Source organism: Pseudomonas extremorientalis, from assembly GCF_001870465.1.
Taxonomy (GTDB): domain Bacteria; phylum Pseudomonadota; class Gammaproteobacteria; order Pseudomonadales; family Pseudomonadaceae; genus Aquipseudomonas; species Aquipseudomonas extremorientalis.
The window spans coordinates 147,547-172,161 of the sequence record NZ_MDGK01000041.1 but is presented as its reverse complement, the minus strand read 5'-3'; the positions used below and the strand labels follow the sequence as shown (position 1 = coordinate 172,161).

18 protein-coding genes, 1 pseudogene and 2 riboswitches are annotated in these 24,615 nt (G+C 62.1%); of the genes and pseudogenes, 9 read left to right on the top strand and 10 right to left on the bottom strand.

The window, feature by feature from the left end; translation table 11 throughout:
• Positions 1 to 32: 32 nt before the first annotated feature.
• Entirely contained in the window at positions 33 to 1,757 is a 1,725-nt protein-coding gene (gene poxB, locus BFN10_RS17160) for a ubiquinone-dependent pyruvate dehydrogenase (RefSeq protein WP_071490676.1), read from the bottom strand.
• 77 nt (positions 1,758 to 1,834) lie between these two features.
• Complete coding sequence (locus BFN10_RS17155) at positions 1,835 to 3,067, bottom strand: NADH:flavin oxidoreductase/NADH oxidase family protein (RefSeq protein WP_071490675.1); 1,233 nt, start codon at positions 3,065 to 3,067, stop codon at positions 1,835 to 1,837.
• A gap of 71 nt (positions 3,068 to 3,138) precedes the next feature.
• On the opposite strand from BFN10_RS17155, the gene BFN10_RS17150 reads away from it, so the two are divergent.
• Positions 3,139 to 3,543 (top strand): MerR family transcriptional regulator, encoded by a 405-nt coding sequence (locus BFN10_RS17150; RefSeq protein ID WP_071490674.1) that lies wholly within the window; start codon positions 3,139 to 3,141, stop codon positions 3,541 to 3,543.
• 39 nt (positions 3,544 to 3,582) lie between these two features.
• Here the strand turns inward: BFN10_RS17150 and BFN10_RS17145 are convergent, their stop codons facing one another.
• Both BFN10_RS17145 and BFN10_RS17140 read right to left on the bottom strand, forming a co-directional pair.
• Positions 3,583 to 4,077, bottom strand: a complete 495-nt coding sequence (locus BFN10_RS17145; protein ID WP_048727764.1) for a DUF934 domain-containing protein — start codon at positions 4,075 to 4,077, stop codon at positions 3,583 to 3,585.
• Positions 4,061 to 5,719, bottom strand: coding sequence for a nitrite/sulfite reductase (locus BFN10_RS17140; RefSeq protein WP_071490673.1), 1,659 nt, complete (start codon positions 5,717 to 5,719; stop codon positions 4,061 to 4,063). The genes BFN10_RS17145 and BFN10_RS17140 overlap by 17 nt, the downstream gene beginning before the upstream one ends.
• Positions 5,720 to 6,130: 411 nt before the next feature.
• Between BFN10_RS17140 and BFN10_RS17135 the strand changes: the two are divergent.
• Positions 6,131 to 6,882: pseudogene (locus BFN10_RS17135) on the top strand (type 1 periplasmic-binding domain-containing protein).
• Here BFN10_RS17135 and BFN10_RS17130 read toward each other — a convergent pair.
• Together BFN10_RS17130 and metH are read right to left on the bottom strand one after the other, a co-directional pair.
• The gene (locus BFN10_RS17130; RefSeq protein WP_058426282.1) at positions 6,879 to 7,097 is read right to left on the bottom strand and encodes a DUF2970 domain-containing protein; all 219 of its coding nucleotides are present in this window, start codon (positions 7,095 to 7,097) and stop codon (positions 6,879 to 6,881) included. The pseudogene BFN10_RS17135 and the gene BFN10_RS17130 overlap by 4 nt on opposite strands.
• A gap of 52 nt (positions 7,098 to 7,149) precedes the next feature.
• On the bottom strand, positions 7,150 to 10,860 hold the full coding sequence (metH, locus tag BFN10_RS17125) for a methionine synthase (RefSeq protein ID WP_071490672.1): 3,711 nt from the start codon (positions 10,858 to 10,860) through the stop codon (positions 7,150 to 7,152).
• A gap of 166 nt (positions 10,861 to 11,026) precedes the next feature.
• On the opposite strand from metH, the gene BFN10_RS17120 reads away from it, so the two are divergent.
• The 3 genes from BFN10_RS17120 to nfuA all read left to right on the top strand — a co-directional run bounded on the left by BFN10_RS17120 (position 11,027) and on the right by nfuA (position 15,072).
• Positions 11,027 to 13,318 (top strand): fatty acid cis/trans isomerase, encoded by a 2,292-nt coding sequence (locus tag BFN10_RS17120; protein WP_071490671.1) that lies wholly within the window; start codon positions 11,027 to 11,029, stop codon positions 13,316 to 13,318.
• An 87-nt stretch (positions 13,319 to 13,405) separates the two neighbouring features.
• Entirely contained in the window at positions 13,406 to 14,428 is a 1,023-nt protein-coding gene (locus tag BFN10_RS17115; protein ID WP_071490670.1) for an acyltransferase family protein, read from the top strand.
• Between the two features lie 59 nt (positions 14,429 to 14,487).
• Positions 14,488 to 15,072, top strand: a complete 585-nt coding sequence (nfuA, locus tag BFN10_RS17110; RefSeq protein ID WP_017528557.1) for a Fe-S biogenesis protein NfuA — start codon at positions 14,488 to 14,490, stop codon at positions 15,070 to 15,072.
• Between the two features lie 188 nt (positions 15,073 to 15,260).
• On the opposite strand, the gene cobM is transcribed toward nfuA, so the two are convergent.
• The 4 genes from cobM to BFN10_RS17090 form a co-directional block, all read right to left on the bottom strand.
• The gene (cobM, locus tag BFN10_RS17105) at positions 15,261 to 16,007 is read right to left on the bottom strand and encodes a precorrin-4 C(11)-methyltransferase (RefSeq protein ID WP_071490669.1); all 747 of its coding nucleotides are present in this window, start codon (positions 16,005 to 16,007) and stop codon (positions 15,261 to 15,263) included.
• A gap of 69 nt (positions 16,008 to 16,076) precedes the next feature.
• A complete protein-coding gene (locus tag BFN10_RS17100) occupies positions 16,077 to 16,469 on the bottom strand; it encodes a cobalamin biosynthesis protein (protein WP_071490668.1) in 393 nt (130 codons plus the stop codon).
• Complete coding sequence (locus BFN10_RS17095; protein ID WP_071490667.1) at positions 16,466 to 17,167, bottom strand: CbtA family protein; 702 nt, start codon at positions 17,165 to 17,167, stop codon at positions 16,466 to 16,468. Before BFN10_RS17095 ends, BFN10_RS17100 begins: the two co-directional genes overlap by 4 nt.
• 11 nt (positions 17,168 to 17,178) lie before the next feature.
• Positions 17,179 to 17,367, bottom strand: coding sequence for a CbtB domain-containing protein (locus tag BFN10_RS17090; protein WP_071490666.1), 189 nt, complete (start codon positions 17,365 to 17,367; stop codon positions 17,179 to 17,181).
• 97 nt (positions 17,368 to 17,464) lie between these two features.
• A riboswitch (cobalamin riboswitch) is annotated at positions 17,465 to 17,670 on the bottom strand.
• A gap of 124 nt (positions 17,671 to 17,794) precedes the next feature.
• A riboswitch (cobalamin riboswitch) is annotated at positions 17,795 to 17,994 on the top strand.
• 93 nt (positions 17,995 to 18,087) lie between these two features.
• Between BFN10_RS17090 and cobW the strand changes: the two genes are divergently transcribed.
• Genes cobW through BFN10_RS17070 form a run of 4 tightly spaced genes read left to right on the top strand, consistent with a single transcriptional unit; the run spans position 18,088 to position 24,571 of the window.
• A complete protein-coding gene (cobW, locus tag BFN10_RS17085; RefSeq protein ID WP_071490665.1) occupies positions 18,088 to 19,149 on the top strand; it encodes a cobalamin biosynthesis protein CobW in 1,062 nt (353 codons plus the stop codon).
• Between the two features lie 3 nt (positions 19,150 to 19,152).
• Positions 19,153 to 22,914 (top strand): cobaltochelatase subunit CobN, encoded by a 3,762-nt coding sequence (gene cobN / locus BFN10_RS17080; RefSeq protein WP_071490664.1) that lies wholly within the window; start codon positions 19,153 to 19,155, stop codon positions 22,912 to 22,914.
• The gene (locus BFN10_RS17075) at positions 22,914 to 23,915 is read left to right on the top strand and encodes a magnesium chelatase ATPase subunit I (protein ID WP_071490663.1); all 1,002 of its coding nucleotides are present in this window, start codon (positions 22,914 to 22,916) and stop codon (positions 23,913 to 23,915) included. The genes cobN and BFN10_RS17075 overlap by 1 nt, the downstream gene beginning before the upstream one ends.
• Complete coding sequence (locus BFN10_RS17070; RefSeq protein WP_173668588.1) at positions 23,840 to 24,571, top strand: vWA domain-containing protein; 732 nt, start codon at positions 23,840 to 23,842, stop codon at positions 24,569 to 24,571. The genes BFN10_RS17075 and BFN10_RS17070 overlap by 76 nt, the downstream gene beginning before the upstream one ends.
• The last annotated feature ends 44 nt before the right edge of the window (positions 24,572 to 24,615 follow it).

Here is a 24,615-nt window from a genome sequence, read left to right as displayed (position 1 = left end):
TCCAGCAGTGGGAGCAAGCTCCCACGTTGGGTTCAGCGCAGCCAGTTGGTGCGTGCCAGTTCGATCACCTCATCGCCACGCCCACTCATCACCGCCTTGAGCATGTACAGGCTGAACCCCTTGGCCTGTTCCAGCTTGATCGTCGGCGGCATCACCAATTCCTGAGTGGCGGTGACCACATCCACCAGCACCGGTCCGTCATGGGCCAGGGCGCGGCGCAGGGCCGGTTCCAGGTCTTCGGATTGCTCCACGCGAATGCCGAGGATGCCCATGGCGTTGGACATGGCGGCGAAATCCGGGTTTTTCAGCTCGGTGCCGGCGTCCAGGTAGCCCGCCGCCTTCATTTCCATGGCGACAAAGCCCAGGGACGAGTTATCGAATACGATGACTTTGACTGGCAGCTTCAGTTGCGCCAGCGAAATAAAATCGCCCATCAGCATGGCGAAACCGCCGTCACCCGACATCGAGATCACCTGGCGATTGGGGAATGCCGCCTGCGCGCCAATGGCCTGGGGCATGGCATTGGCCATCGAACCATGGTTGAACGAACCGATCAGGCGGCGCTTGCCGTTCATCTTCAAATAGCGCGCTGCCCACACGGTGGGAGAGCCGACATCGGCGGTGAAGATCGCATCGTCATCCGCCAACTCACTGAGCAGGCGTGCCACGTACTGTGGGTGAATCGGCCGGTTGGCTTTCGACGGCTGGGCCAGGTCGTCCAGCCCTTGACGGGCTTTTTCATAATGCTTCAAGGACGTTTCGAGAAAGCTGCGATCAGTCTTGCGCGTTAACCTTGGCAGCAGCGCAGCGACGGTTTCGCTGACGTCGGCGGCGATACCCAGGTCCAGCGTGGCACGTCGACCGAGTGCCTGTGGGTTGCGGTCGACCTGGATGATCTTGGCGTCGGTGGGGTAGAACTGGCGGTAAGGGAAATCGGTGCCGAGCATGATCAGCGTGTCGCAGTCGAGCATGGCGTGGTAGCCGGAGCTGAAACCGATCAGGCCGGTCATGCCGACGTCGAACGGGTTATCCCACTCCACATGCTCCTTGCCACGTAGCGCGTGTACCACGGGGGCGCCCAGTGCGTCGGCGAGGGCGACCACTTGATCATGGGCTCCGGCACACCCGCTGCCGCAGAGCAGGGTGACCTTGCGGCTGTTTTCGAGGATATCGGTGAGGCGTTGCAGGTCCTGTTCCGCTGGCAGCGTACGCGGTGCATGCAGGGCGGGCCACGGCTTGAGTTTGTCCTCGACCTCCAGCAGCGATACATCGCCCGGTATTACCACCACGGCCACGCCGCGATTGAGGATCGCCGAACGCATGGCGCGATGCAGTACCTGGGGCATCTGCTCGGGGTTGGTGACCAGCTCGATAAAGTGGCTGCATTCCTTGAACAGTTCCTGGGGATGGGTTTCCTGGAAGTAGTTCAGGCCAATCTCTGAAGATGGAATTTGCGCGGCAATCGCCAGCACTGGCACATGGTTGCGATGGCAGTCGAACAGCCCGTTGATCAAATGCAGGTTGCCCGGCCCGCAACTGCCAGCGCACACCGTCAGCTCGCCAGTAGCAGCCGCTTCGGCGCCGGCGGCGAACGCCGCCACTTCTTCGTGGCGCACGTGCATCCACTCGATGCTGTCCATGGTGCGCAGCGCGTCGGTGAGGCCGTTGAGGCTGTCGCCGGTCAGGCCCCAGATGCGCTTGATGCCCGCCTGTTCAAGGGTGGTCGCCAATTGCTGGGCCAGGTTGATTTTCGCCATGAAGAACTCCAATCGTCAGTGAGGTTAAAAACTGCTGATCAATAGGGGACAGTTCGATCACGGCGAATGCTCCGCCTTTAATGTGAAGATTGCGTCATGGCCGCGCGATATTGCCGGGTGCGCCGGGCCAGAAACCATTGGTCACGCACCAGCGCCATGCAAGGTGCGACGTGGGCCTTGGGCAGATGGCCGCGGCTGAGGCGACGCATCTGGTAGCGCACCACGGCGAGAATGGCCAGGGATGCCAGGGGCTTGCGCTTCCAGTCGATGGGTTTGAGTTGCGGGTTGGGGTCGCGGCCTTCGCGCCAGTGCTGGATCAGTTGCGGTTCCAGCGTCAGGGCGGTGGCGATGCCGGCCATGGCGATACCGCTGTCGAGCACTTGTTGCACGATGGGCAGGCGACGGATGCCGCCGGTGACCATCACGGGCATCTGGGCAATGGCGGCGACTTCGCTGGCGAATTCAAGGAAATACGCCTCCCGGGCCAGGGTCCGGCCGTCCCGTGCTTCGCCTTGCATGGCCGGTGCTTCATAGCTGCCGCCGGACAATTCCAGCAGGTCGATGGACAGCGGATTGAGCATCTCGACCACGGCGCGTGCATCCGCTTCTTCGAACCCACCGCGCTGGAAATCAGCGGAGTTGAGTTTGACCGACACACAAAACGACGGGCTGACACCGTCGCGTACCGCACGGATCACGTCCAGGAGCAGGCGTGCACGGTTCTCCAGTGAACCGCCCCAGCGATCCGTCCGTTGGTTGCTCAACGGCGACAGGAATTGGCTGAGCAAGTAGCCGTGTGCACCGTGGATCTGTACGCCGGTAAAACCGGCTTTCTCGGCCAGGCGGGCGCTGGTGGCGAAGCGCTGGATCACGTCCTGGATGTCGGCCTCGGTCATGGCCTTGGGCGTGGCAAACATCTTTGAGAAACCGCCGAGGTCGAGCGCCACGGCGGACGGTGCAATGGCCTGCTGGCGCAGGTTGGCGGGTGTCTGGCGCCCAGGATGGCTGAGTTGCACCCAGAAGTGCACGTTCTTGCGCCGCGCCACGTCGGCCCATTCGCGAAAGCGCTGCAGTTGCTGCTCGTCCTCAAGGGCAACGCCGCCGGGGCCGGTCATGGCGCGGCGGTCGACCATCACGTTGCCGCTGATCAACAGGCCCGGCTCGCCATCGGCCCAGGCCGTGTAGAGCTGCTTCAGCTCGGGGGAGGGCGCTTGCCGGGCGTCCGCCATGTTCTCTTCCATCGCCGCCTTGGCGATACGGTTGGAAAGGACTTGGCCATTGGGCAGTTGCAGAGTTTCAAAGGGCGACATGAGTTGACTCCTGAGCAGGGGAGGCCTCAGGCTAAGCTTAAAGGTAACTTTAAGGTCAAGCAGGTAGTTCGATGAATATTGGAGAACTGGCAAAACAGAGTGGGCTGGCGGCGTCGCGTATCCGGTTCTATGAGGCGCAGGGCCTGATCAGCCAAGTGGGGCGGCAGGCCAACGGCTATCGACGCTATGCACCCGAAGCATTGCAGACCCTGCAATTGATCCAGAGCGCGCAGCAGGCCGGGTTCACCTTGCAGGAACTCAAGGCGTTGATGCCCGCGCCAGGGGAGCACAAGCGTGAGGCGTTGCTCGAAGCGCTGGAGCGCAAGGTGGAGCAGATTGAAGCCATGCAGGCGCAGTTGGCCCACAGCAAGGCGCAACTACTGGGTGTGATCGAGGCAGTGCAGGCGCAGCCGGAAGGGGTGCCGTGTTCGATGGGGCAGAAGCAGGTGCTGGCGTCGATCAAATCCAACCCATGAAAAAACCCTGGCATGCCAGGGTTTTTCATTTGCAGCGATTCAGCGCCGGCGGAACAACGGCAACGGCTCATCCGTTGCCGCCTGGTACGTCACCGAGAAGTCCTTGAGGCTCTCCAGTGCTTCGTACGGGTCTTTGTCGGCGCGCAGGGCGAAGGCATCGAACCCGCAGCGGCGCAGGTAGAACAGCTGGTCGCGCAGCACGTCGCCAATCGCACGCAACTCCCCCTTGTAACCGTAGCGGTCACGCAGCAGGCGCGCATTGGAGTAGTTGCGACCGTCGGTGAAGGCCGGGAAGTTCAGGGCGATGACCTGAAAGTGTTCCACGTCGTCGCCGATCTCCTCGGCTTCTTCATCGGCGTCCAGCCACACACCCAGGCCGCCGTCGCGGGCCTTGAGGGCGTGGCCGTGTTCGCGCCACAGGGCCAACGGCACGATCAGGTCGTCGCAGTTGGAAATGCCGTCGAAGCTCGCGTCCTTGGGCAGCAGGTGCCAGGTTTCGTCGAGGACTTCGTTGTTCTTAATGATTCGCTGCATAGACGCGCTCCTTGAACAGGTCGATGCCGATGCGCTGGTAGGTGTCGATGAAGCGCTCATCTTCGGTGCGCTGTTCGATGTACACGTCGATCAGCTTGCCGATCACCTCGGGCATGGCTTCCTGGGCGAAGGATGGGCCGAGGATCTTGCCCAGGCTCGCATCGCGGCTGGCGCTGCCACCCAGGGACACTTGGTAGAATTCTTCGCCTTTCTTGTCCACGCCCAGGATGCCGATGTGGCCGACGTGGTGGTGACCACAGGCGTTCATGCAACCGGAGATGTTCAGGTCCAGCTCGCCGATGTCGAACAGGTAGTCCAGGTCGTCGAAACGGCGCTGGATCGATTCGGCGATCGGGATGGACTTGGCGTTGGCCAGGGAGCAGAAATCGCCGCCCGGGCAGCAGATGATGTCGGTCAGCAGGCCGATGTTCGGCGTGGCGAAACCGCCTTCGCGCAGCTCGCCCCACAGAGTGAACAACTGGCTCTGCTCAACGTCCGCGAGAATGATGTTCTGCTCGTGGGAGGTGCGCAGTTGACCGAAGCTGTAGCGCTCGGCCAGGTCGGCGACGGCGTCCAGCTGCTTGTCGGTAATATCGCCCGGCGCTACGCCGGTAGGTTTCAACGACAGGGTCACCGCCACATAACCCGGCTTCTTGTGCGCCAGGGTATTGCGGGCACGCCAGCGGGCGAAGCCTGGATGTTCTTTATCCAGCGCGGCGAACTCGGCGTCCTGATTGCTCAGGACCTTGTACTCAGGGTCGACGAAGTGCTTGGCCACACGATGCACTTCAGCTTCGGTCAGGGTGGTCTGGCCGCCGCGCAGGTGTTCCATCTCGGCATCGACTTTCTGGGCGAAGACCTCTGGAGTCAGCGCCTTGACCAGGATCTTGATCCGGGCCTTGTACTTGTTGTCTCGACGGCCGTAGCGGTTGTAGACCCGCAGGATCGCGTCGAGGTAGCTCAACAGGTCCTGCCATGGCAGGAATTCATTGATAAATGCGCCGACCACCGGGGTACGGCCGAGGCCGCCGCCCACCAGTACGCGGAAGCCCAGCTCGCCGGCCGCGTTGTACACCGGCTCCAGGCCGATATCGTGCACTTCGATGGCCGCGCGGTCTGAGGTCGAGCCATTGATGGCGATCTTGAACTTGCGCGGCAGGTAGGCGAATTCGGGGTGGAAGGTGGTCCACTGACGCACGATTTCACACCACGGGCGTGGGTCGATCAGCTCGTCGGCGGCGACACCGGCGAATTGGTCGGTGGTCACGTTGCGCAGGCAGTTACCGCTGGTCTGAATGGCGTGCATCTGCACGGTGGCCAGCTCGGCCAGAATATCCGGCACGTCTTCCAGGGCCGGCCAGTTGAACTGTACGTTCTGGCGGGTACTGATGTGGGCGTAGCCTTTGTCGTAGTCGCGGGCAATCTTGGCCATCATGCGTACCTGGCGCGACGTCAGTTGGCCGTAGGGCACGGCCACCCGCAGCATCGGCGCAAAGCGCTGAACATAAAGGCCATTTTGCAGGCGCAGAGGGCGGAACTCTTCTTCGCTCAGTTCACCTGCCAGATAGCGTCGGGTCTGATCACGGAACTGCTTGACGCGGTCCTCGATGATGCGCTGATCGTATTCGTCGTATACGTACATATAGGTCCTGTTCTCGGCAAATCTGCGCGCACGGCCGCGCACTCCCAACGGAGCCGGCGCACGATACCAGTTTGCGTTTATGCGCAAAAGTGATGTTTGAGTATATGCAAATAACCAAATTGACTAATGAGAACGGTTATCGCGATACCCACATTTGTCATGCGGGCAATCGTCAACTTTACTGTGAGCGTGTTTAAGCGTTATCTCCTATAAAACCGACAAGAGGCGATGCGATGAGCAATCCGACAAAAGCCCGTAAACCTGACAGTACCGTTGATGCCTGGGCCATTCTGTTTCTGATCATCCTGGTGGTGGGAACCGCCGTATTCTGGGTGAGCCACCAGTAAAGAGCCTCGATTGACTGTCGCCTTGCCACTATCCATGGCGGTCAATGTTCAAGGCTTGATAACCCTGTCGAAGGTGCTGATTGCGTGTGTGTGGTTGCTGGGATCGGCGTATGGGGCCATGGCCCATGCCACGTCGGTGGTGTTTCTCAACCCGGGCATGTCGACGGAAACCTTCCGGGTCAGCTACGCGCAATTCATGCAGGCCGGTGCCAAGGACCTCGGCCTGCATCTGCGCGTGCGCTACGGATCGCCAGCATGGTCACCGATGATGAACAGGCCGGCTACCTGATGCTCACGGGTCTGCTACGTCTGCACGGTCCCGTTGCCGCTGGCCAATCCATCGAACTGCTGGCGTTCTCCGGCACCAAGACCGCTCCGGCTGCGCAGTTGTGTGAACAGGGCCTGCGCCGCGCTTGGTCGAGCACCTCGAGGTGCGCCTGCGTCATTTGGTCTATGGCGATGCAGGCCTTTCAACAGAGCGGGCGATTGCTTGGCAAGGACGTACTGTTCAGCGCCGTCAACAGCTCGCCGGCTATCTTGCAGGCACGCTTGGATGGTCGCCTGAATACGCTGGTCGCAGGCCATTCCACCCTGGGTGGTTGGGCGATGGTGTTGATCAACGATGATACCAAGGGCGTGAATATCGACGCCCATGGCGGGCGTGACCGCCAGGAGGCGTTGTTCCAACTGATCGATGCGACCCAGGCGCAACGCCTGCTCGGTCCGTTGGCGCCGGTGGATTTCCGCGCACTGTCAGCCGTCGGCAAGCCGGCGTCCTACCGTTACCCCTTCAGCCTGCAACTGCTGCTGCGCTAGACGCCGGCCAGGTGCAGCACCAGCTTGACGATGCCGAACAGCGTCAAGGCAAACACCGCCGTGAACAGAATGCCCAGCACCACAAAGTGGCTGGGCTTGCCGTGGGTGAAGTCGCGGGCGCGGTTCTTGCCGCTCTGCACGCCGAACGCGGCTGCCACGACGCTGTGCAGCATCTGCCAGAAGGTAGGGGGTTTGTTGTTGACTGGATCGTCCATACATCCCTCGACACAAGGTGTGTGAGGGAGAGCATAGACAATCCAGCCGGGCTTAGTTGTCGTACCCCAGGTTCGGCGCCAGCCAACGCTCGGTCACGCTCAGGTCCTGGCCTTTACGCGCGGTGTAGCTGGTCACCTGGTCCTTGTCGACCTTGCCCACGGCAAAGTACTGCGCCTGCGGGTGCGCGAAGTACCAGCCGCTGACGGCAGCCGCCGGGAACATTGCGTAGTGTTCGGTGAGAAACACCCCGCTGCGGCCGGCCTGCATCTCGCGGGCCTCGGGGTCGAGCAACTGGAACAACTGGGCTTTCTCAGTGTGATCCGGGCACGCCGGGTAGCCCGGGGCAGGGCGGATGCCGCTGTATTGCTCCTTGATGAGCGCCTCGTTGTCCAGTTGCTCGTCCTTGGCATAACCCCAATGCTCTTTACGCACCTGCTGGTGCAGCCATTCGGCGCAGGCCTCGGCCAGGCGGTCGGCCAGGGCCTTGACCATGATCGAGTTGTAGTCGTCGCCCGCGTCCTGGTAGGCCTTGGCGACTTCTTCGGCACCGATGCCGGCGGTGGTGATGAAACCACCGATGTAGTCGGTCACGCCGCTGTCCTTGGGCGCCACGAAGTCGGCCAGGGAGAAGTTCGGCTTGCCGTCGGTCTTGATGATCTGCTGGCGCAGGTGATGCAACCGGGCAATCGGTTGGCCGTCGTCGCCATAGACTTCCAGGTCATCGTCCTGCACCTGGTTGGTCGGCCAGAAACCGAATACCGCACGGGCGCTGATGAGTTTTTCGTCGATCAGTTTCTTGAGCATTTCCTGGGCATCGGCGTACAGCGCAGTCGCGGCTTCACCGACCACTTCATCCTCGAGGATGCGCGGGAACTTGCCGGCCAGGTCCCAGGAGATAAAGAACGGTGTCCAGTCGATGTACTCGGCCAGCACCTTGAGGTCGATATTGTCCAGCACCTTGGCGCCGGTAAAGGTCGGCACCACCGGCGTGTAGCTGCTCCAGTCGAACTGCGGCTTCTTGGCGATGGCGGCCGGGTAGCTCAGGCGTTCGGTGCGGGCGCTGCGGTTGGACGTGCGTTCGCGCACTTCCACGTACTCTTCGCGGGTGCGCTCGACAAAGCCGGCCTTGAGTTCCTTGGACAGCAACTGCGTGGCCACGCCGACCGCACGCGAAGCGTCGGTCACGTACACCACCGCATCATTGCTGTACTTGGGCTCGATCTTCACCGCCGTGTGCGCCTTGGAGGTGGTCGCACCGCCGATCATCAGCGGCAGGTGGAAGTCCTGGCGCTGCATTTCGCGGGCCACGTGCACCATCTCGTCCAGGGACGGGGTGATCAGGCCGGACAGCCCGATGATGTCGCATTTCTGCTCCTTGGCCACCTGCAGGATCTTCTCCGCCGGTACCATCACGCCGAGGTCGACGATGTCATAGCCGTTGCAACCCAGCACCACGCCGACAATGTTCTTGCCGATGTCATGCACGTCGCCCTTCACGGTGGCCATCAGGATCTTGCCCTTGGCTTCCGGCTTGTCGCCTTTTTCCAGCTCGATGAACGGGATCAAGTGGGCCACGGCCTGTTTCATGACGCGGGCGGATTTCACCACCTGGGGCAGGAACATTTTGCCCGCGCCGAACAGGTCGCCGACGATGTTCATGCCGGACATCAGCGGGCCCTCGATCACTTCAATCGGACGCGCGAACGACAGCCGGGACTCTTCGGTGTCTTCAACGATGTGCGTGGTGATGCCCTTGACCAAGGCGTGTTCCAGGCGCTTGTTCACGTCCCAGCCGCGCCATTCCTCGGTCTCGGCTTCCTTGACGCTGCCGTCGCCCTTGTATTTGTCGGCGATGGCGAGGAGCGCGTCGGTGCCGTCCGGGGTGCGGTTGAGCACCACGTCTTCCACGGCGTCGCGCAACTCGACCGGGATCTGGTCGTAGATCTCCAGTTGGCCGGCGTTGACAATACCCATGGTCAGGCCGCTGCGGATCGCATACAGCAGGAACACCGAGTGGATCGCCTCGCGCACCGGGTTGTTGCCACGGAACGAGAACGACACGTTGGACACGCCGCCGGAGGTCAGCGCGTAGGGCAGTTCGTCACGGATATATGCGCAGGCGTTGATGAAGTCGACGGCGTAGTTGTTGTGTTCTTCGATACCGGTGGCGACCGCGAAGATGTTCGGGTCGAAGATGATGTCTTCCGGCGGGAAGCCGACTTCATTCACCAGGATGTCGTAGGAGCGTTTGCAGATCTCTTTCTTGCGCGCTTCGGTGTCGGCCTGGCCGGCTTCGTCGAAGGCCATCACCACCACGGCCGCGCCGTAGCGCTTGCACAACCTGGCATGGTGGATGAACTGCTCGACGCCTTCCTTCATGCTGATGGAGTTGACGATGCCCTTGCCCTGGATGCACTTCAGGCCCGCCTCGATCACGTCCCACTTGGAGGAGTCGATCATGATCGGCACGCGGGAGATGTCCGGCTCACCGGCAATCAGGTTGAGGAAGGTCACCATGGCCTTCTTCGAATCCAGCATACCCTCGTCCATGTTGATGTCGATCACCTGGGCGCCGGCTTCCACCTGCTGCAGGGCGACTTCGAGGGCTTCGGTGTAGTTGTCTTCACGGATCAACCGGGCGAATTTGGCGGAGCCGGTGATGTTGGTGCGCTCGCCAACGTTGACGAACAGCGAACTGCGATCAATCGTGAACGGCTCCAGGCCCGACAGGCGGCACGCCTTGGGGATGTCCGGGATCACGCGTGGCGCATAACCGGCCACGGCCTTGGCGATGGCCTCGATATGGCCTGGCGTGGTGCCGCAGCAGCCGCCGACAATATTGAGGAAGCCGCTCTGGGCGAACTCTTCGATGACCTTGGCGGTTTGCGAAGGCAGTTCGTCGTACTCGCCGAATTCGTTGGGCAGGCCGGCGTTGGGGTGCGCGGACACGTGGGTGTTGGCCTTGTTCGACAACTCTTCCAGGTACGGACGCAGTTCGCTGGCGCCCAGGGCGCAGTTCAGGCCCACCGAAATCGGCTTGGCGTGGGCCACCGAGTTCCAGAACGCTTCGGTGGTCTGGCCCGACAGGGTGCGACCGGAGGCGTCGGTGATAGTGCCGGAGATCATGATCGGCAGTTCGGTATTGAGCTCCTCGAACACACCTTGCACGGCGAAGATCGCGGCCTTGGCGTTGAGGGTGTCGAAGATGGTCTCGATCAGGATCAGGTCGGCGCCGCCTTCGATCAGGCCTTTGGTGGCCTCGGTGTAGTTTTCCACCAGTTCATCGAAGGTCACGTTGCGGTAGCCGGGGTTGTTCACGTCCGGCGACAACGAGCAGGTCCGACTGGTCGGGCCGAGCACGCCGGCGACGAAGCGTGGCTTGGCCGGGTTCTCCAGGGTCTTGGCGTCGGCGATCTTGCGTGCCAGGCGTGCGCCTTCTACGTTCAGCTCGTAGGCCAGCTCTTCCATACCGTAGTCGGCCATGGAGATGCGGGTGGCGTTGAAGGTGTTGGTTTCGAGGATGTCGGCACCGGCATCCAGGTAGGCTTTTTCAATGCCGCCGATCACGTCCGGGCGAGTGATCACCAGCAGGTCGTTGTTACCCTTGACGTCGCTCGGCCAGTCGGCGAAGCGTTTGCCACGGTAGTCTTCTTCTTCGAGTTTGTAGCTCTGGATCATCGTGCCCATACCACCGTCGAGGATCAGGATACGTTCCTTGAGGGCTTGATGAAGGGCTTGCAGACGAACGCTACGATCGGACATGGGACTACTCTGGTCAGGCATTACGGAGGGCATGGATCATATCAAACCTGCGTGGTTTTGCAGCATGCGCGGCTTTTACATGAATATCACTCATGTTGCAGAGGCGTATGGCCCGGTAGAATCACCGGCAATTTTTCAGCGCTCGCATTGAATCGGGACCGGATACATGTCACTTCGCCTCATCACCAGCGCCGTCCTGGCACTGGTCGCCTGCATCGCACAGGCCGACGGAGCCGCCCCGGCGATTTCGTACACCCGCGACATTCAACCGATCTTCACCGAGAAATGCGTGGCTTGCCATGCCTGCTACGACTCCGCCTGCCAGCTCAACCTGGGCAGTGCCGAGGGCGCGGCACGCGGCGCGAGCAAAGTGCCGGTCTACGATGGCGAACGCAGCCAGGCCACGCCGACCACTCGCTTGTTCTATGACGCCTTCGGCAAACAGGCCTGGCAGCAAAAGGGCTTCTATTCGGTGCTGGACGCCCAGGGCAGCCAGGCCGCGCTGATGGCGCGCATGCTGGAGCTGGGGCATAACGCGCCCTTGCAACCCAACGCCAAGCTGCCCGAAAACATCGTGCTGGGCCTGAACCGCGAGAACATGTGCGCCATGCCCGGCGAGTTCAATGCCTATGCCGGCGCCCACCCCAGGGAAGGCATGCCGCTGGCGGTCACTGGCCTGACGGACCAGCAGTACCAGACACTGCAACGCTGGCTTGCCTCCGGCGCGCCGATTGATGAACAAGGCCTGGCGCCCAGCGCGAAAGAAGCCCTGCAAGTGCAGCAGTGGGAAAGCCTGTTCAACCAGCCCGGCGCCCGCGAAAGCCTGGTGGCGCGCTGGTTGTTCGAGCATTTATTCCTCGCGCACATCTACTTCGAGAATGGCGAGCCCGGGCATTTCTTCCAGTGGGTGCGTTCGCGCACGCCGAGTGGCCAACCGATTGACCTGATCGCTACGCGCCGTCCCAATGATGACCCCGGCACCCGCGTGTATTACCGCCTGTGGCCGGTGCAGGGCGTGATCGTGCATAAAACCCACATTACGTACCCGTTCAGCGCCGGGAAGATGGCCCGCATCAAAGAGCTGTTCTACGCCGGCAACTGGCAGGTCAACGCCTTGCCGGGCTACGGTCCGGGCCGCCGTGCCAACCCTTTTGAAACCTTCGAAGCCATCCCGGCCAAGGCGCGCTACCAGTTCATGCTGGATAACGCCGAATACTTCGTGCGTACCTTTATCCGTGGGCCGGTGTGCCGTGGGCAGATCGCCACGGATGTGATCCGCGACAATTTCTGGACCCTGTTCCAGGACCCGGACCACGACCTGTACATCACCGATGCGCGCTATCGTGGCCAGGCCACGCCGCTGCTGGCCATGCCGGGGCAAAACGATGACGTGGGCAGCGTGCTCAGCCTGTGGTTGGCCTACCGCGATAAGCGCAACGAATACGAGGCGTTGCGCCGCGACAGCTACGCCGACCTGCCGCCGCCGAGCTGGTCGAGCCTGTGGGCAGGCAATGACAATGCCTTGCTGAGCATCTTCCGCCACTTCGACAGTGCCGCGGTCAACAAAGGTCTGATCGGCGAGGTGCCACAAACGATGTGGCTGTTCGACTATCCACTGCTGGAGCGCACCTATTACCAACTGGCGGTGAATTTCGACGTGTTCGGCAATGTGTCGCACCAGGCCCAGACCCGGCTGTACTTCGACCTGATCCGCAATGGTGCCGAGCAGAACTTCCTGCGTTTGATGCCGGCCGATTCCCGCGACGGTTTCCTCGACGATTGGTACCAGAACAGCGGCAAACTCAAGCTGTGGCTGGATTACGAGGCAATCGATGACGACAAACCCACCGGCCTGCACCTGAACGAAAACGATCCGAAGCGCGACTTTGCCAACCAGTTGCTCACCCGTTATGGCGATTTGAATGCCAGCCCGGACCCGATCAACCGCTGCAGCGGCGCCTATTGTTCCCGCGATGGGATCGACCCGGCCTTGCAGGATGCGGAGCAGGCCCTGAGCCGCCTGACCTCACGCCCAGCTGCCGGGCTCAAGGTGATTGATCAATTGCCTGAAGCGACGATGCTGCGGGTTGAAACCGCCAGTGGCAAACGTGTGGTCTATAGCATGCTGCGCAATCGTGCCCACAGTAATGTCGCGTTTTTGCTGGGGGAGGCTTATCGCTACCAGCCGGGCCTGGATACGGTGACGATTTATCCGGGTGTGCTGAGCAGCTACCCGAACTTCATGTTCAATATTCCAGCCCAGGAAGTGCCTGAGTTCGTGGCTGAAATGGAGCAGGCCAAGGATGCCAAGGGTTTCGAGGAGATTGTGGATCGGTGGGGTGTGCGACGCAGTCATCCATTGTTCTGGCAGTATTTCCATGATTTATCGCAGTACATCCGCGAAACCACGCCGGTGGAAGAAGGGGTATTGGACATGAACCGCTATGAAAACCTATAACTAAGGGCAGTGATCCAGTCATCTCTCTGAGCGGGTGCTGAAGCGGTCGGATATCTATCTTGCGGGAGTGGAACAGGTATTCCGATCATGTTGATTTCAGTACAGGCGCTACGGGCGCTGGCGGCGTGGGTGGTGGTGGGGCATCACTTCATGGGGACGTTTTTCGATTATGAGGCACATAATCCTCTAGAGTTCGTGTTCGCCGATAAGGGCGGTATAGGGGTCGACGTATTCTTTGTCATCAGCGGCCTTGTGATTTTCCTGGCGACCGCTGACAAGTCACTGACACCCAGGCAATTCATACTTATGCGAGTGGCCAGGATAGTTCCGGCGTATTGGTTCTATACCCTGGTCACGGCTGTCGTAATCGCGCTCGTCCCCTCGATGTTTCCAGATGATCATCTCGAACTGGGTCATGCGCTCATGTCGCTGCTGTTTCTCTGCGCCGAACACCCAGGGGGTTATGGGGTCTACCCGCTGCTGAATGTCGGCTGGACCCTGAACTTCGAGATGCTGTTCTATGTCCTGTTTGCCATCGCCTTGTTGGTTCCCCCGTCCTATCGGTTGTGGGTGGTGGCGGTGCTACTGTTTCTCGCGTGCTACATCGGTCCTGCGCTCGACTTGACCAGCGATTTTTATCGTCAGGACATGGTTTTTGAATTCCTGATGGGCGTTGTGATCGGCATGCTGTACCGCCGCGGCCTGTTTCGGGCCAGGGCATGGCTGCCGTTGTTGGGAATCGTGCTGGCTTGTGCGGCGATTTACCAGGGGGCCGATGTACCGCGCGTGTTGGAGTGGGGGATGCCCAGCGCGATGCTGGTGATGAGTTTTGTGATGCTGGAGCCTTACTTTCAAGGCTCTCGCTTTATGAAGATGCTTGGGGATTGTTCCTATTCGGTGTATTTGCTCCACGACCTGGTGCTGTGTGCTGGGCGATGGGTTGTGGGGCACACTGGAATAAGCCCCTACTTGATATTGCCTGTTTGCATTGTACTGACGGCATCTGGCGCCTTTTACAGCTATCACTGGCTGGAAAAGGCTACATACCTCAGGCTCAAGCGTTGGTTTGGCGTGGAGGCTCCGGTTGTCCTTTCCCGACAGAAATACTAGGACTTTGTACCTGCGTAATATTTTGGCGTAAACTGCCGGCAAGCCTGTGAGGAGTTTCCATGACTGCCATAACCATTACCGACGCCGCCCACGATTACCTGGCTGACCTGCTGTCCAAGCAGAACACCCCGGGTATCGGCATCCGCGTCTTTATCACCCAGCCCGGCACCCAATACGCCGAGACGTGCATTGCCTACTGCAAGCCTGGCGAAGAGAAGCCTGAAGACACCGCCCTGGGGCTGAAAAGCTTCACCGCTTATATCGATTCCTTCAGCGAAGCTTTCCTTGACGATGCCGTGGTCGATTACGCCACCGACCGCATGGGCGGCCAATTGACCATCAAGGCACCGAACGCCAAGGTGCCGAACGTCAACGCTGACAGCCCGGTCAACGAGCGTATCAACTACTACCTGCAGACCGAGATCAACCCGGGTCTGGCCAGCCACGGCGGCCAGGTCAGCCTGATCGACGTGGTTGAAGACGGTATTGCCGTGCTCAAGTTCGGCGGCGGCTGCCAGGGGTGTGGCCAGGCGGACGTGACCCTGCGCGAAGGCATCGAGCGCACCTTGCTCGAGCGTATTCCGGAGCTCAAGGGCGTACGTGACGTGACCGACCACACGCAGAAAGAAAACGCCTACTACTGAGTAAGGCGTTCGCTGCGGACATAAAAAACGGCGCCCCGTGAGCGCCGTTTTTTTTGTGCTTTAAATTCAATAGGTTACGCTATTTATCTAATGTTGAGTGTTCATTGCGAAAGCTGGGCTGTCAGATTTCTTTTAATGAATTTACTCAATAAAATCAATTACTTGTATCTGTTTTGTGATGTTGAATATCAAGGTCGATAAAGATGCGCATGCCCCGCCCGATACAACGATGACTCGCTGAAACTGTCACTCGCCAACACCCGACCCACCACAATCAACGCCGTACGCCGAAACCCTTTGGTCGCCACTTTTGCAGCGATGTCACTGAGGGTGCCGACCGCCCAATCCTGATCGGGCCACGTCGCCCGGTGCACCACGGCAACCGGACAATCCGCGCCATAATGGGGCAGCAGTTCGGCGACGATCCTGTCCAGGTGGTTGACCCCCAGATGAATCGCCATAGTGGTGCCATGTCGCGCCAGGCTGTCGAAGTCCTCACCGGCCGGCATCCTGGTTTTATCCGCGTAGCGGGTCAGGATCACACTCTGGGCAATGTCGGGCAGGGTCAGCTCGGTTTCCAGCAGGGCCGCGCAAGCGGCCACCGCCGTAACGCCAGGGATGATCTGGAACGGGATGCCCAGCTCGCGCAAATGGCGGATCTGCTCGCCGATCGCGCCATACAGGCTGGGGTCTCCGGAGTGCACGCGTGCCACATCCTGGCCCTTGGCATGGGCGGCCTTGATCAGGTCGATGATCTGTTCCAGGTGCAGTTCGGCGCTGTTGGTCACCGTTTCTGCCTGATGACCTTCCAGTACCGCCGCCGGCACCAGCGAGCCGGCATAGATGATCACCGGGCAACTGCGGATCAGCCGTTGGCCTTTGACGGTGATCAATTCCGGGTCGCCGGGGCCTGCGCCGATGAAGTAGACGGTCATGGGAAATCCTGATGAAAAACGGGCGAGCATGAAATCTGCTCATGATCGAAAGGGGCGATTATCGGGTTTTCAGTCGGCGCACGCCAATGCAAAGGTGGCCTGGACGGTTTTCCGGCGGGTGATCAGCAGGCGCGCAGGGGCGTTGGCGAGCTGTTCGGCCAGGGCCAGGGCGGCGCTTTCGGCGATGCCGTAACAGCCGGTGTGGGCAAAAGCCACGTCCGATTTATGGCTCAGCCGGTCGGCATAAATCGCCAGTCGTTCAGCGTTGAAACATTGCAACGGCAGGTTCAGCAGCGCGGCCAAGGCCAGTAGCCCGGGTTCTTCCTGTTTGCGATCAAGACTGGCCAGCGCAGTGATACGGTGGCGCTCGATACCGCCCTCGACGAGGGCGGCGTCAAACAAGGCCAGCAGGGTGTGGATATCACAGCCCTCCCGGCAGCCCAGGCCGACGACCAGTTTCACGCCGAGTATCGATCGTCACGGTTGCGGCGGAACAGCCAGGCGCTGATCAGGCCCAGGGCCAGCCAGAACGCCACGTTGGTCAGCTGCGAAGCAATCTTGAACTGCGCTTCCAGTGCTTCCGGGGCCAGCATCGAATGCACTTGCGGTTGTGGCGCGCCGATCACGTGCGGCACCACCAGGATTGCCGCGCCCAGCGCCTTGAGCAGCCAGTTGCGACCGAACACGATCAGCGCGATACCGGCTGCAGTAGACGCGGCAGTACCGATCCACCAGATCTGCCGTTCGGCCAGGTCAGCGGCGGCGGTGCCCGGCAGCTCGGGCGGCAGGCCCAGGGTAGGGGCCAATACAAAGGTCGCATAACCCGCCAGGCCCCAGAGCAGGCCTTGGGCGGTACGGGTCGGTGCACGCAGGGTGTACAGGCCGGCCAGCATCAGGGCGAAGCCAACGGCGACCACCAGGTTACCACCCGTGGTGGACAGCACGCGTTGCCAACCGTCTTCAGGCTCCCAGGCTTCGGCGTCATGGGTATGTGCAGCTGCGCCGTCGGCGTGTGCGTGCAGCTCAGCCGCTGCCGGGGCCTTTTCAAAGGTCTCCGCCTGCAGAATCAGTGGGGCGACCCAGAAACTTTGCAGCAAAGTCAGCAACAGGGCAGCCAGAAGGCCGGTGAAACCTGCGGTTTGCGCAATACGCTTGATCATGTCGGCAAGCCTCAGTGGCACGGGAACGCGGCGCTGTGGCGGGTATCGTGGGCAGCGTTGTGCACCGCCTCGATATGCGAGAAGCCGGCGAAATACACCAGGCACGCGCCGAGGATCGACGCACCGATGGCGGCGGTCAGGCGTAGGCCCAAGGTAGAGGTGCTGCTGGTGGCGTGCGAAGTGCTGCTGATGATCGACATGGCGCGTCCCTTTCAGGTGTCAGGGTGAAACGAGCGCATGAAAGCCCCGCGAGCCAGGCACGCAGGGCTTTGAACAGCGCCCGCCCACCGCGGGTTTGTTATCTGATTTTTTCGGGCCGGTCTCCGGGCTTGCGAGGGGCTCAATGCCTGAAAACGTCGCCTTCCCATGCCGACTGGCACAGTGGATATGACGTTTCGCTCGCTTACCGTTGCGGGGGCAGCACCGGACTGTCATGCGTGTGTGCATGAGTCACCGGTTTCCCGTTTCACCCTTTGCAGGGCACCCGAAACAAGATGTGTAGGAGAGCATGGGGGTGGGAGGGGAGTCAATTGGGGATGTGCGTTCTGGGGGCATGTCCGTTACCGCAGCAATGGATATGTACTCAAGCCAACCCAACCCCATCATTGACCATCCCCCAAGCACTGCGTAGCCTTGCACCCTCGAGGTTCTTCGGCCCAGGCCGAAGCTAAGAAGGGAACGCGGTCCAAGCCGCGGCTGCCCCCGCAACTGTAAAGGGTTCAGCTGACTGCCACGCCACTGCCGACAAGGCGGGAAGGCGCAGCCAGCGCCGGTCGCAAGACCCGCAAGCCCCAAGCCAGGAGACCTGCCTCGCAACCGATTTTCTACTTCAACCGGGCGGGGTGATCCGGTGACGAAATCCGCTGCTGCGCGCCGTCGCAGCGCCAATCGTCCCATATGCCCGCCCCCAAGGGCATCCGATGAAAACACTGGCCAAACTCCCCGTTACCATCGTCACCGGCTTCCTCGGCTCGGGTAAGACCACCTTGCTGCGCCACATGCTCGACAACGCCCAGGGCCGTCGCATCGCGGTGATCGTCAACGAATTCGGCGAGCTGGGCATCGACGGTGAAATCCTCAAGCAGTGCTCCATCGGTTGCACCGAAGAAGAGGCCAACGGCCGCGTCTACGAATTGGCCAATGGCTGCCTGTGCTGCACCGTGCAGGAAGAATTCTTCCCGGTGATGCGCGAATTGGTCGCCCGTCGCGGCGATCTCGACCATATCCTCATTGAAACTTCCGGCCTGGCATTGCCCAAGCCATTGGTGCAAGCCTTCCAGTGGCCGGAAATCCGCAGTGCCTGCACCGTGGATGCGGTGATCACCGTGGTCGACAGCCCGGCCGTCGCCGCCGGCACTTTCGCTGCCTTCCCGGACCAGGTGGACGCACAGCGCAAACTCGACCCGAACCTGGACCACGAATCGCCGTTGCACGAGTTGTTCGCCGATCAACTGGCGAGCGCCGACCTGGTGATCCTCAACAAGGCCGACCTGATCAATGCCGAAGACCTGGCCCGCGTGCGCCTGGAAGTCGCCGAGGAGCTGCCGCCGGCGGTGAAGATCGTCGAAGCCAGCAGTGGTCGCTTGCCCCTGGACGTATTGATCGGCCTGGGCGCCGGTTCCGAAGAGCACATCGACGGCCGCCACAGCCACCACGATCATCACCACGAAGGTGAAGACGACCACGACCACGATGCGTTTGACTCGATTTCCATCGACTTGCCGCAAGCCGATGAAGCACTGCTGCTCGATGCCCTGACGCAACTGGTGGTGCAACACGGCATCCTGCGCGTCAAAGGTTTCGCCGCCATCCCGAACAAACCGATGCGCCTGCTGATCCAGGGTGTGGGCACGCGGTTCGACAAACACTTCGACCGTGCCTGGGGCGCTGAAGAAGCACGCACCACGCGCCTCGTGCTGATCGGCCAGGAACTGGACGCGGCGGGCCTCGAAGCGCAACTGCGCGCCGCCCTCAGCGTCTGACCCATGCACCTGCTCAGGACCCAGCCCGGTGGTTTCGTCTCGGACGACAATATTGCCGACCTTGGCCAAACCCCCGCTGACCTGGTGATCCTGTGCAGCGGCGATTCCAGCCTGGCGCTGCTGGCCGAAGCGGCCCGGCAGTTGCCCGACGACTACCCGAGCCTGCGCCTGGCCAACCCGATGCAGGTGCAGAACCATGCCTCGGTCGACTTGTACGTCGATGAGGTGCTGCGCCACGCCAAGGTCATCCTGATTTCACTGCATGGCGGTATCGGTTACTGGCGCTACGGCATCGAGCGTCTGGTGGAATTGGCCGAGCGCGGTGTGCAGCTGATCCTGGTGCCGGGGGATGATCGCCCGGACCCGGAACTCAGCGGGCTGAGCACCGTCGGTGCCGAAGAGCGTGATCGGCTGTGGCACTTCCTGCGTCAGGGCGGCCTGGGCAATGCCCTGGATTTCTATCGCTGCCTGGCCAGCGCCTACCTGGGGCGCGCCTATGCCTGGGCCGAGCCCCAAACCCTGCCACGCACGGCGATCTATCACCCGCACCACGCCAGCGCCCGCCTGAACCATTGGCAGGCAGACTGGAACGCCGACTGGCCGGTGGCGGCGGTGTTGTTCTACCGCTCCCATTTGCAGGCGGCCAATACCGGTTTTATCGATGTGTTCTGCCAGCGCCTGCACGCAGCGGGGCTTAACCCGTTGCCGATGGCGGTGGCCAGTTTGAAAGAGCCCGGCTGCCTGGCGGTGGTCGAGGACCTGCTGGATGAGGTCGGCGCGGCGGTGATCCTCAATACCACCGGCTTCGCCCAATCCAGCCCCGAAGCGCCGCATTTACGCCCGTTTCGCCGCGATATCGCGGTGATCCAGGCCATTTGTGCCCAGGACAACCAGCCCGGCTGGGAGGCCAGCGAGCAGGGCCTCGGCCCCCGCGACCTGGCGATGCACATCGCGTTGCCGGAGCTGGATGGGCGCATCATCAGCCGGCCCATCAGCTTCAAGGACCTGGCCTGGCGCAGCGAACGCAGCCAGTCGGACGTGGTGTGCTACCGCGCTGCGCCGGAACGCATGGATTTTGTCGCCGAGCTGGCGCGGCGTTGGGTCGAGTTGGCGAGGGTGCCGAATGCGGAGAAACGCATTGCGCTGATCCTCGCCAACTACCCGACCCGCGACGGTCGCATCGGCAACGGCGTGGGCCTGGATACACCGGCGGCGGCGCTGAACATCCTGCGTGCCTTGCAAGCCGAAGGCTATCCGCTGCCGGACGTATTGCCGGACAGCGGCACGGCGTTGATCCACGAGTTGCTCGGCGGCGTCACCAACGACCTGCACAGCCTCGACTTGCGCCCTTGCCATCAAAGCCTGGGCCTGGACGAGTACGAGGCGATGTTCCAGTGCCTGCCCGAAGCCAATCGCCAGGCAGTGCTGGAGCGCTGGGGCGCGCCGCAGAACGATCCGATGTGCCGCGACGGTCGCCTGATGATCGCCGGCCTGCGCCTGGGCCTGACGTTTATCGGCATCCAGCCGGCGCGGGGTTATCAGGTGGACGCCAGCGCCGTGTACCACGACCCGGACCTGGTGCCGCCCCACGCTTACCTGGCGTTCTACTTCTGGCTGCGCCACACCTACGGCGCCCACGGCGTGATCCATGTGGGCAAGCACGGCAACCTGGAGTGGCTGCCGGGCAAGGGCGTGGGCCTGTCGGAAAACTGCTGGCCCGATGCGTTGCTGGGGCCGCTGCCGAATATATATCCGTTTATTGTCAATGACCCGGGCGAGGGCGCCCAGGCCAAGCGGCGCACCCAGGCAGTCATCATCGACCACCTGATGCCGCCGCTGACCCGTGCCGAAACCTACGGCCCGCTGCGTAACCTGGAGCTGCTGGCGGACGAATATTACGAAGCGCAGTTGCTCGATCCGCGCCGCGCCCTGGAGCTGCAGAAGGACATTCTCAAGCTGGTGCGCGAAACCCGCATCGACCAGGAGCTTGAGCTGGAGAGCGACGCCGATGCCGCCGTGTGGTTGCCGCGCCTGGACACCTACCTGTGCGACTTGAAGGAATCGCAGATCCGCGACGGCCTGCATATTTTTGGCGAGTCACCCGAGGGTCGCCTGCGTATCGATACCTTGCTGGCGCTGCTGCGCATCCCGCGTGGCGATGGCCGTGGCCCGCAGTCGAGCTTGCTGCGCGTGCTGGCCAAGGCCTTCGAGCTGGGCTTCGACCCGCTGGACTGCGCCCTGGCCGAACCCTGGACTGGACGCCGGCCGCTGGTGCTACAGAAGATCGACGGGCAGTTGTGGCGTACCGCCGGCGATACCCGTGAACGCTTGGAGCTTTACGCGGCGCGATTGATCGAGCAAGCCCTGGAAGGGCCGCTTGAGCAATTGGAAGAGCCCGGTTGGGAGGACGTGAAGGCCGTAATCGAAAGCCTGCGTATTGTCGTGGCACCTCGGCTGGATGCCTGTGGCCCGGCAGAAATGCGCGGTTTGCTGGATGCCTTGAGCGGCCGTTTCGTGCCCGCTGGCCCCAGTGGTGCGCCGAGTCGTGGGCGTTTGGATGTGTTGCCGACCGGGCGCAACTTCTTCACCGTCGATGTGCGCAACCTGCCTACCACCACCGCCTGGCGCATCGGTTTCCAATCCGCCAACCTGATTCTGGAGCGGCACCTGCAAGACCATGGCGACCACCTGCGCCAACTCGGCTTGTCGGTTTGGGGGACCGCGACCATGCGCACCGGCGGCGATGACATCGCCCAGGCCATGGCGCTGATGGGCGTGCGCCCTGTATGGGCGACGGGCAGTCAGCGCGTGGATGACTTTGAAATCCTGCCCGTCAGCCTGCTGGATCGTCCGCGTGTTGATGTGACGTTGCGCGTGTCCGGTTTCTTCCGGGATGCCTTTGCCAACCTGATCCGCCTGTTCGATGCGGCGGTGCAGGCGGTGGCTGCGCTGGACGAACCGGACGAGCTGAACCCGCTGGCCGCCAAGGTGCGCAGTGAGCGTGAAGCGTTGCTGGCTTCGGGCCTGGACGCAGAGGCCGCGGCAAAACAGGCCGGCTGGCGCATCTTCGGTGCCAAGCCCGGCGCGTATGGTGCCGGTGTGCAGGGCGCGATCGACGGGCGTCTCTGGCAAAGCCGTGAAGACTTGGCCGAGGTTTACCTGAACTGGGGCGGCTACGCCTATGGCGGTTCCGACGAAGGTACTGCCGCCCGCGGGCAATTCGCCCAGCGCCTGAGCCAGGTGCAGGCCGTTTTGCAGAACCAGGACAACCGCGAGCACGACCTGCTCGATTCCAACGATTACTACCAATTCCAGGGTGGCATGCTCGCTGCCGTGGAAACCCTGAGCGGCGACAAGGCCGCCAGCTACCACGGTGACCATAGCCAGCCTGACCTGCCGAAGATCCGCACGTTGAAGGAAGAGCTGAATCGGGTGATCCGTTCCCGCGCCGCCAACCCCAAGTGGATCGAAGGCGTGAAGCGCCATGGCTATAAAGGTGCGTTTGAAATGGCCGCGACGGTGGACAATCTGTTCGCCTTCGACGCCACCACCGCACTGATTGACGATCACCAATACGCACTGTTGGCCGACGCCTACTTGCTCGACCCCGACACCCGGGCCTTTGTGCAACAGCACAACCCCGATGCACTGCGCGACATGACCGAGCGCATGCTGGAAGCCCAGCAGCGTGGCATGTGGCAGGAACCGGGGGCATACCGCGAGGCGTTGGAAAACCTGTTGCTGGATATAGAAGAAGACAGCTGATGACTGATATTCCCCATTTCCCGCTGTCCGCCGTGGTCGGCGCCGATGACCTGAAACTGGCGCTGTGCCTGACCGCTATCGACCCGAAGATTGGCGGTGTGCTGATCGAAGGCCCGCGCGGCATGGCCAAGTCCACCCTGGCGCGGGGTCTGGCCGACCTGCTGGCCAGTGGTCAGTTCGTGACCTTGCCCTTGGGCGCCACTGAAGAGCGCCTGGTCGGCACGCTGGACCTGGACGCCGCATTGGGCGAAGGCCGGGCGCAATTCTCCCCCGGTGTATTGGCCAAGGCCGACGGTGGCGTGCTGTACGTCGATGAAGTCAATTTGCTGCCCGACCATCTGGTGGACCTGCTGCTGGATGTGGCCGCCAGCGGCACCAACCTGATCGAGCGCGATGGCATTTCCCATCGCCATTCGGCGCGCTTCGTGCTGATCGGCACCATGAACCCGGAGGAGGGCGAGTTGCGCCCGCAACTGCTCGATCGCTTCGGTTTCAATGTGGCCTTGAGCGGGCAGACCTTGCCGGCCGAGCGTGGGCAGATCATCCGGCGTCGCCTGGATTTCGACAGCGACCCTGTTGCCTTTTGCGCCCAGTGGGATGCGCCGCAAGCGGCATTGCGCGAGCGCTGCACCCAGGCACGGGCGCGGCTCGACAGCATTGCACTGGACGACCTTGCACTGGCGCAGATCACCGAGCGCTGCTTTGCGGCGGGGGTCGATGGCCTGCGTGCGGACCTTGTCTGGTTGCGCGGTGCCAGGGCTCATGCCGCTTGGCGGGGAGCCAGTGCCATTGCCGAGGAAGATATCCAAGCGGTTGCTGAATTCGCTCTTCGCCATCGCCGTCAGGAACAGTCTCCTTCACCGGCCAGCCCGCCGAGCGAAGGGCCGTCGCCGAAACCCTCCGACACCTCGCCCGGTCAAGGCCAATGGGGCGATATGCCCGCACCGGCGCTGCCCACGGGCGCACGCCGAGAAGTGCCCGCCTGGCCAAAAAAGCCCTAGGCATTCGCCCTCGACCTGACGCGGGGGCGGATGCGCGACCCAAGGCAGGGCGACTAGGCAACGGCAGGCAAGGCAAGGCTCGCAGCGCGAAGCAGGGCGCGATCAACTGGCCGGGCACCTTGCTCGGCGGTCGGCCGCAAACGCGAGAGGACTTGCTGTTTCACCTGCGCAGTCGTGCGGCCCATGAGCTGTGGTTGGTGATTGTCGATGCGTCGGCGTCCACCCGACGACATCGAGCGCTCTCCGACGCCAAGGGCTTGTTGGCGCAGTTGTTTGACGACGCCTACCGCCACCGGTCGCGCATGGCACTGTTGACGGCCAGCGGGCAGGCGCCGAAGTGGCAGGTGCAGGGGTTGAAAGCGGCCAAGGGCTTGGCGGGTTGGCTGGAACAGTTGGGCGCGGGCGGCGGTACGCCATTGCTGGCGGCACTCACCGAGGCGGGGGACTGGTTGACGGTGCGGCGCAAACGGTATCCGGCCGAACAGCAGCGGCTGCTGGTGATTACCGACGGGCGCCTCAAGGACATTAATGGGCTGCCGCTGTTGGAGTGCCCGGGCCTGCTGGTGGATATCGAGCGTGGGCCGATCAGGCTAGGTCGGTCCCAGCTGTTGGCAATGAGGTTGCAGTTGGAGTATCGGCATATCGATCAGCTGTAGTGCCTGGGCAACCGCTATCGGGGGCAAGCCCCCTCCCACATTGG

Coding starts and splice junctions, on each gene's coding strand:
- poxB (WP_071490676.1), bottom strand. CDS start 1,757: ATGGCGAAAATCAACCTGGCCCAGCAATTGGCGACCACCCTTGAACAG.
- BFN10_RS17155 (WP_071490675.1), bottom strand. CDS start 3,067: ATGTCGCCCTTTGAAACTCTGCAACTGCCCAATGGCCAAGTCCTTTCC.
- BFN10_RS17150 (WP_071490674.1), top strand. CDS start 3,139: ATGAATATTGGAGAACTGGCAAAACAGAGTGGGCTGGCGGCGTCGCGT.
- BFN10_RS17145 (WP_048727764.1), bottom strand. CDS start 4,077: ATGCAGCGAATCATTAAGAACAACGAAGTCCTCGACGAAACCTGGCAC.
- BFN10_RS17140 (WP_071490673.1), bottom strand. CDS start 5,719: ATGTACGTATACGACGAATACGATCAGCGCATCATCGAGGACCGCGTC.
- BFN10_RS17130 (WP_058426282.1), bottom strand. CDS start 7,097: ATGGACGATCCAGTCAACAACAAACCCCCTACCTTCTGGCAGATGCTG.
- metH (WP_071490672.1), bottom strand. CDS start 10,860: ATGTCCGATCGTAGCGTTCGTCTGCAAGCCCTTCATCAAGCCCTCAAG.
- BFN10_RS17120 (WP_071490671.1), top strand. CDS start 11,027: ATGTCACTTCGCCTCATCACCAGCGCCGTCCTGGCACTGGTCGCCTGC.
- BFN10_RS17115 (WP_071490670.1), top strand. CDS start 13,406: ATGTTGATTTCAGTACAGGCGCTACGGGCGCTGGCGGCGTGGGTGGTG.
- nfuA (WP_017528557.1), top strand. CDS start 14,488: ATGACTGCCATAACCATTACCGACGCCGCCCACGATTACCTGGCTGAC.
- cobM (WP_071490669.1), bottom strand. CDS start 16,007: ATGACCGTCTACTTCATCGGCGCAGGCCCCGGCGACCCGGAATTGATC.
- BFN10_RS17095 (WP_071490667.1), bottom strand. CDS start 17,167: ATGATCAAGCGTATTGCGCAAACCGCAGGTTTCACCGGCCTTCTGGCT.
- BFN10_RS17090 (WP_071490666.1), bottom strand. CDS start 17,367: ATGTCGATCATCAGCAGCACTTCGCACGCCACCAGCAGCACCTCTACC.
- cobW (WP_071490665.1), top strand. CDS start 18,088: ATGAAAACACTGGCCAAACTCCCCGTTACCATCGTCACCGGCTTCCTC.
- cobN (WP_071490664.1), top strand. CDS start 19,153: ATGCACCTGCTCAGGACCCAGCCCGGTGGTTTCGTCTCGGACGACAAT.
- BFN10_RS17075 (WP_071490663.1), top strand. CDS start 22,914: ATGACTGATATTCCCCATTTCCCGCTGTCCGCCGTGGTCGGCGCCGAT.
- BFN10_RS17070 (WP_173668588.1), top strand. CDS start 23,840: ATGGGGCGATATGCCCGCACCGGCGCTGCCCACGGGCGCACGCCGAGA.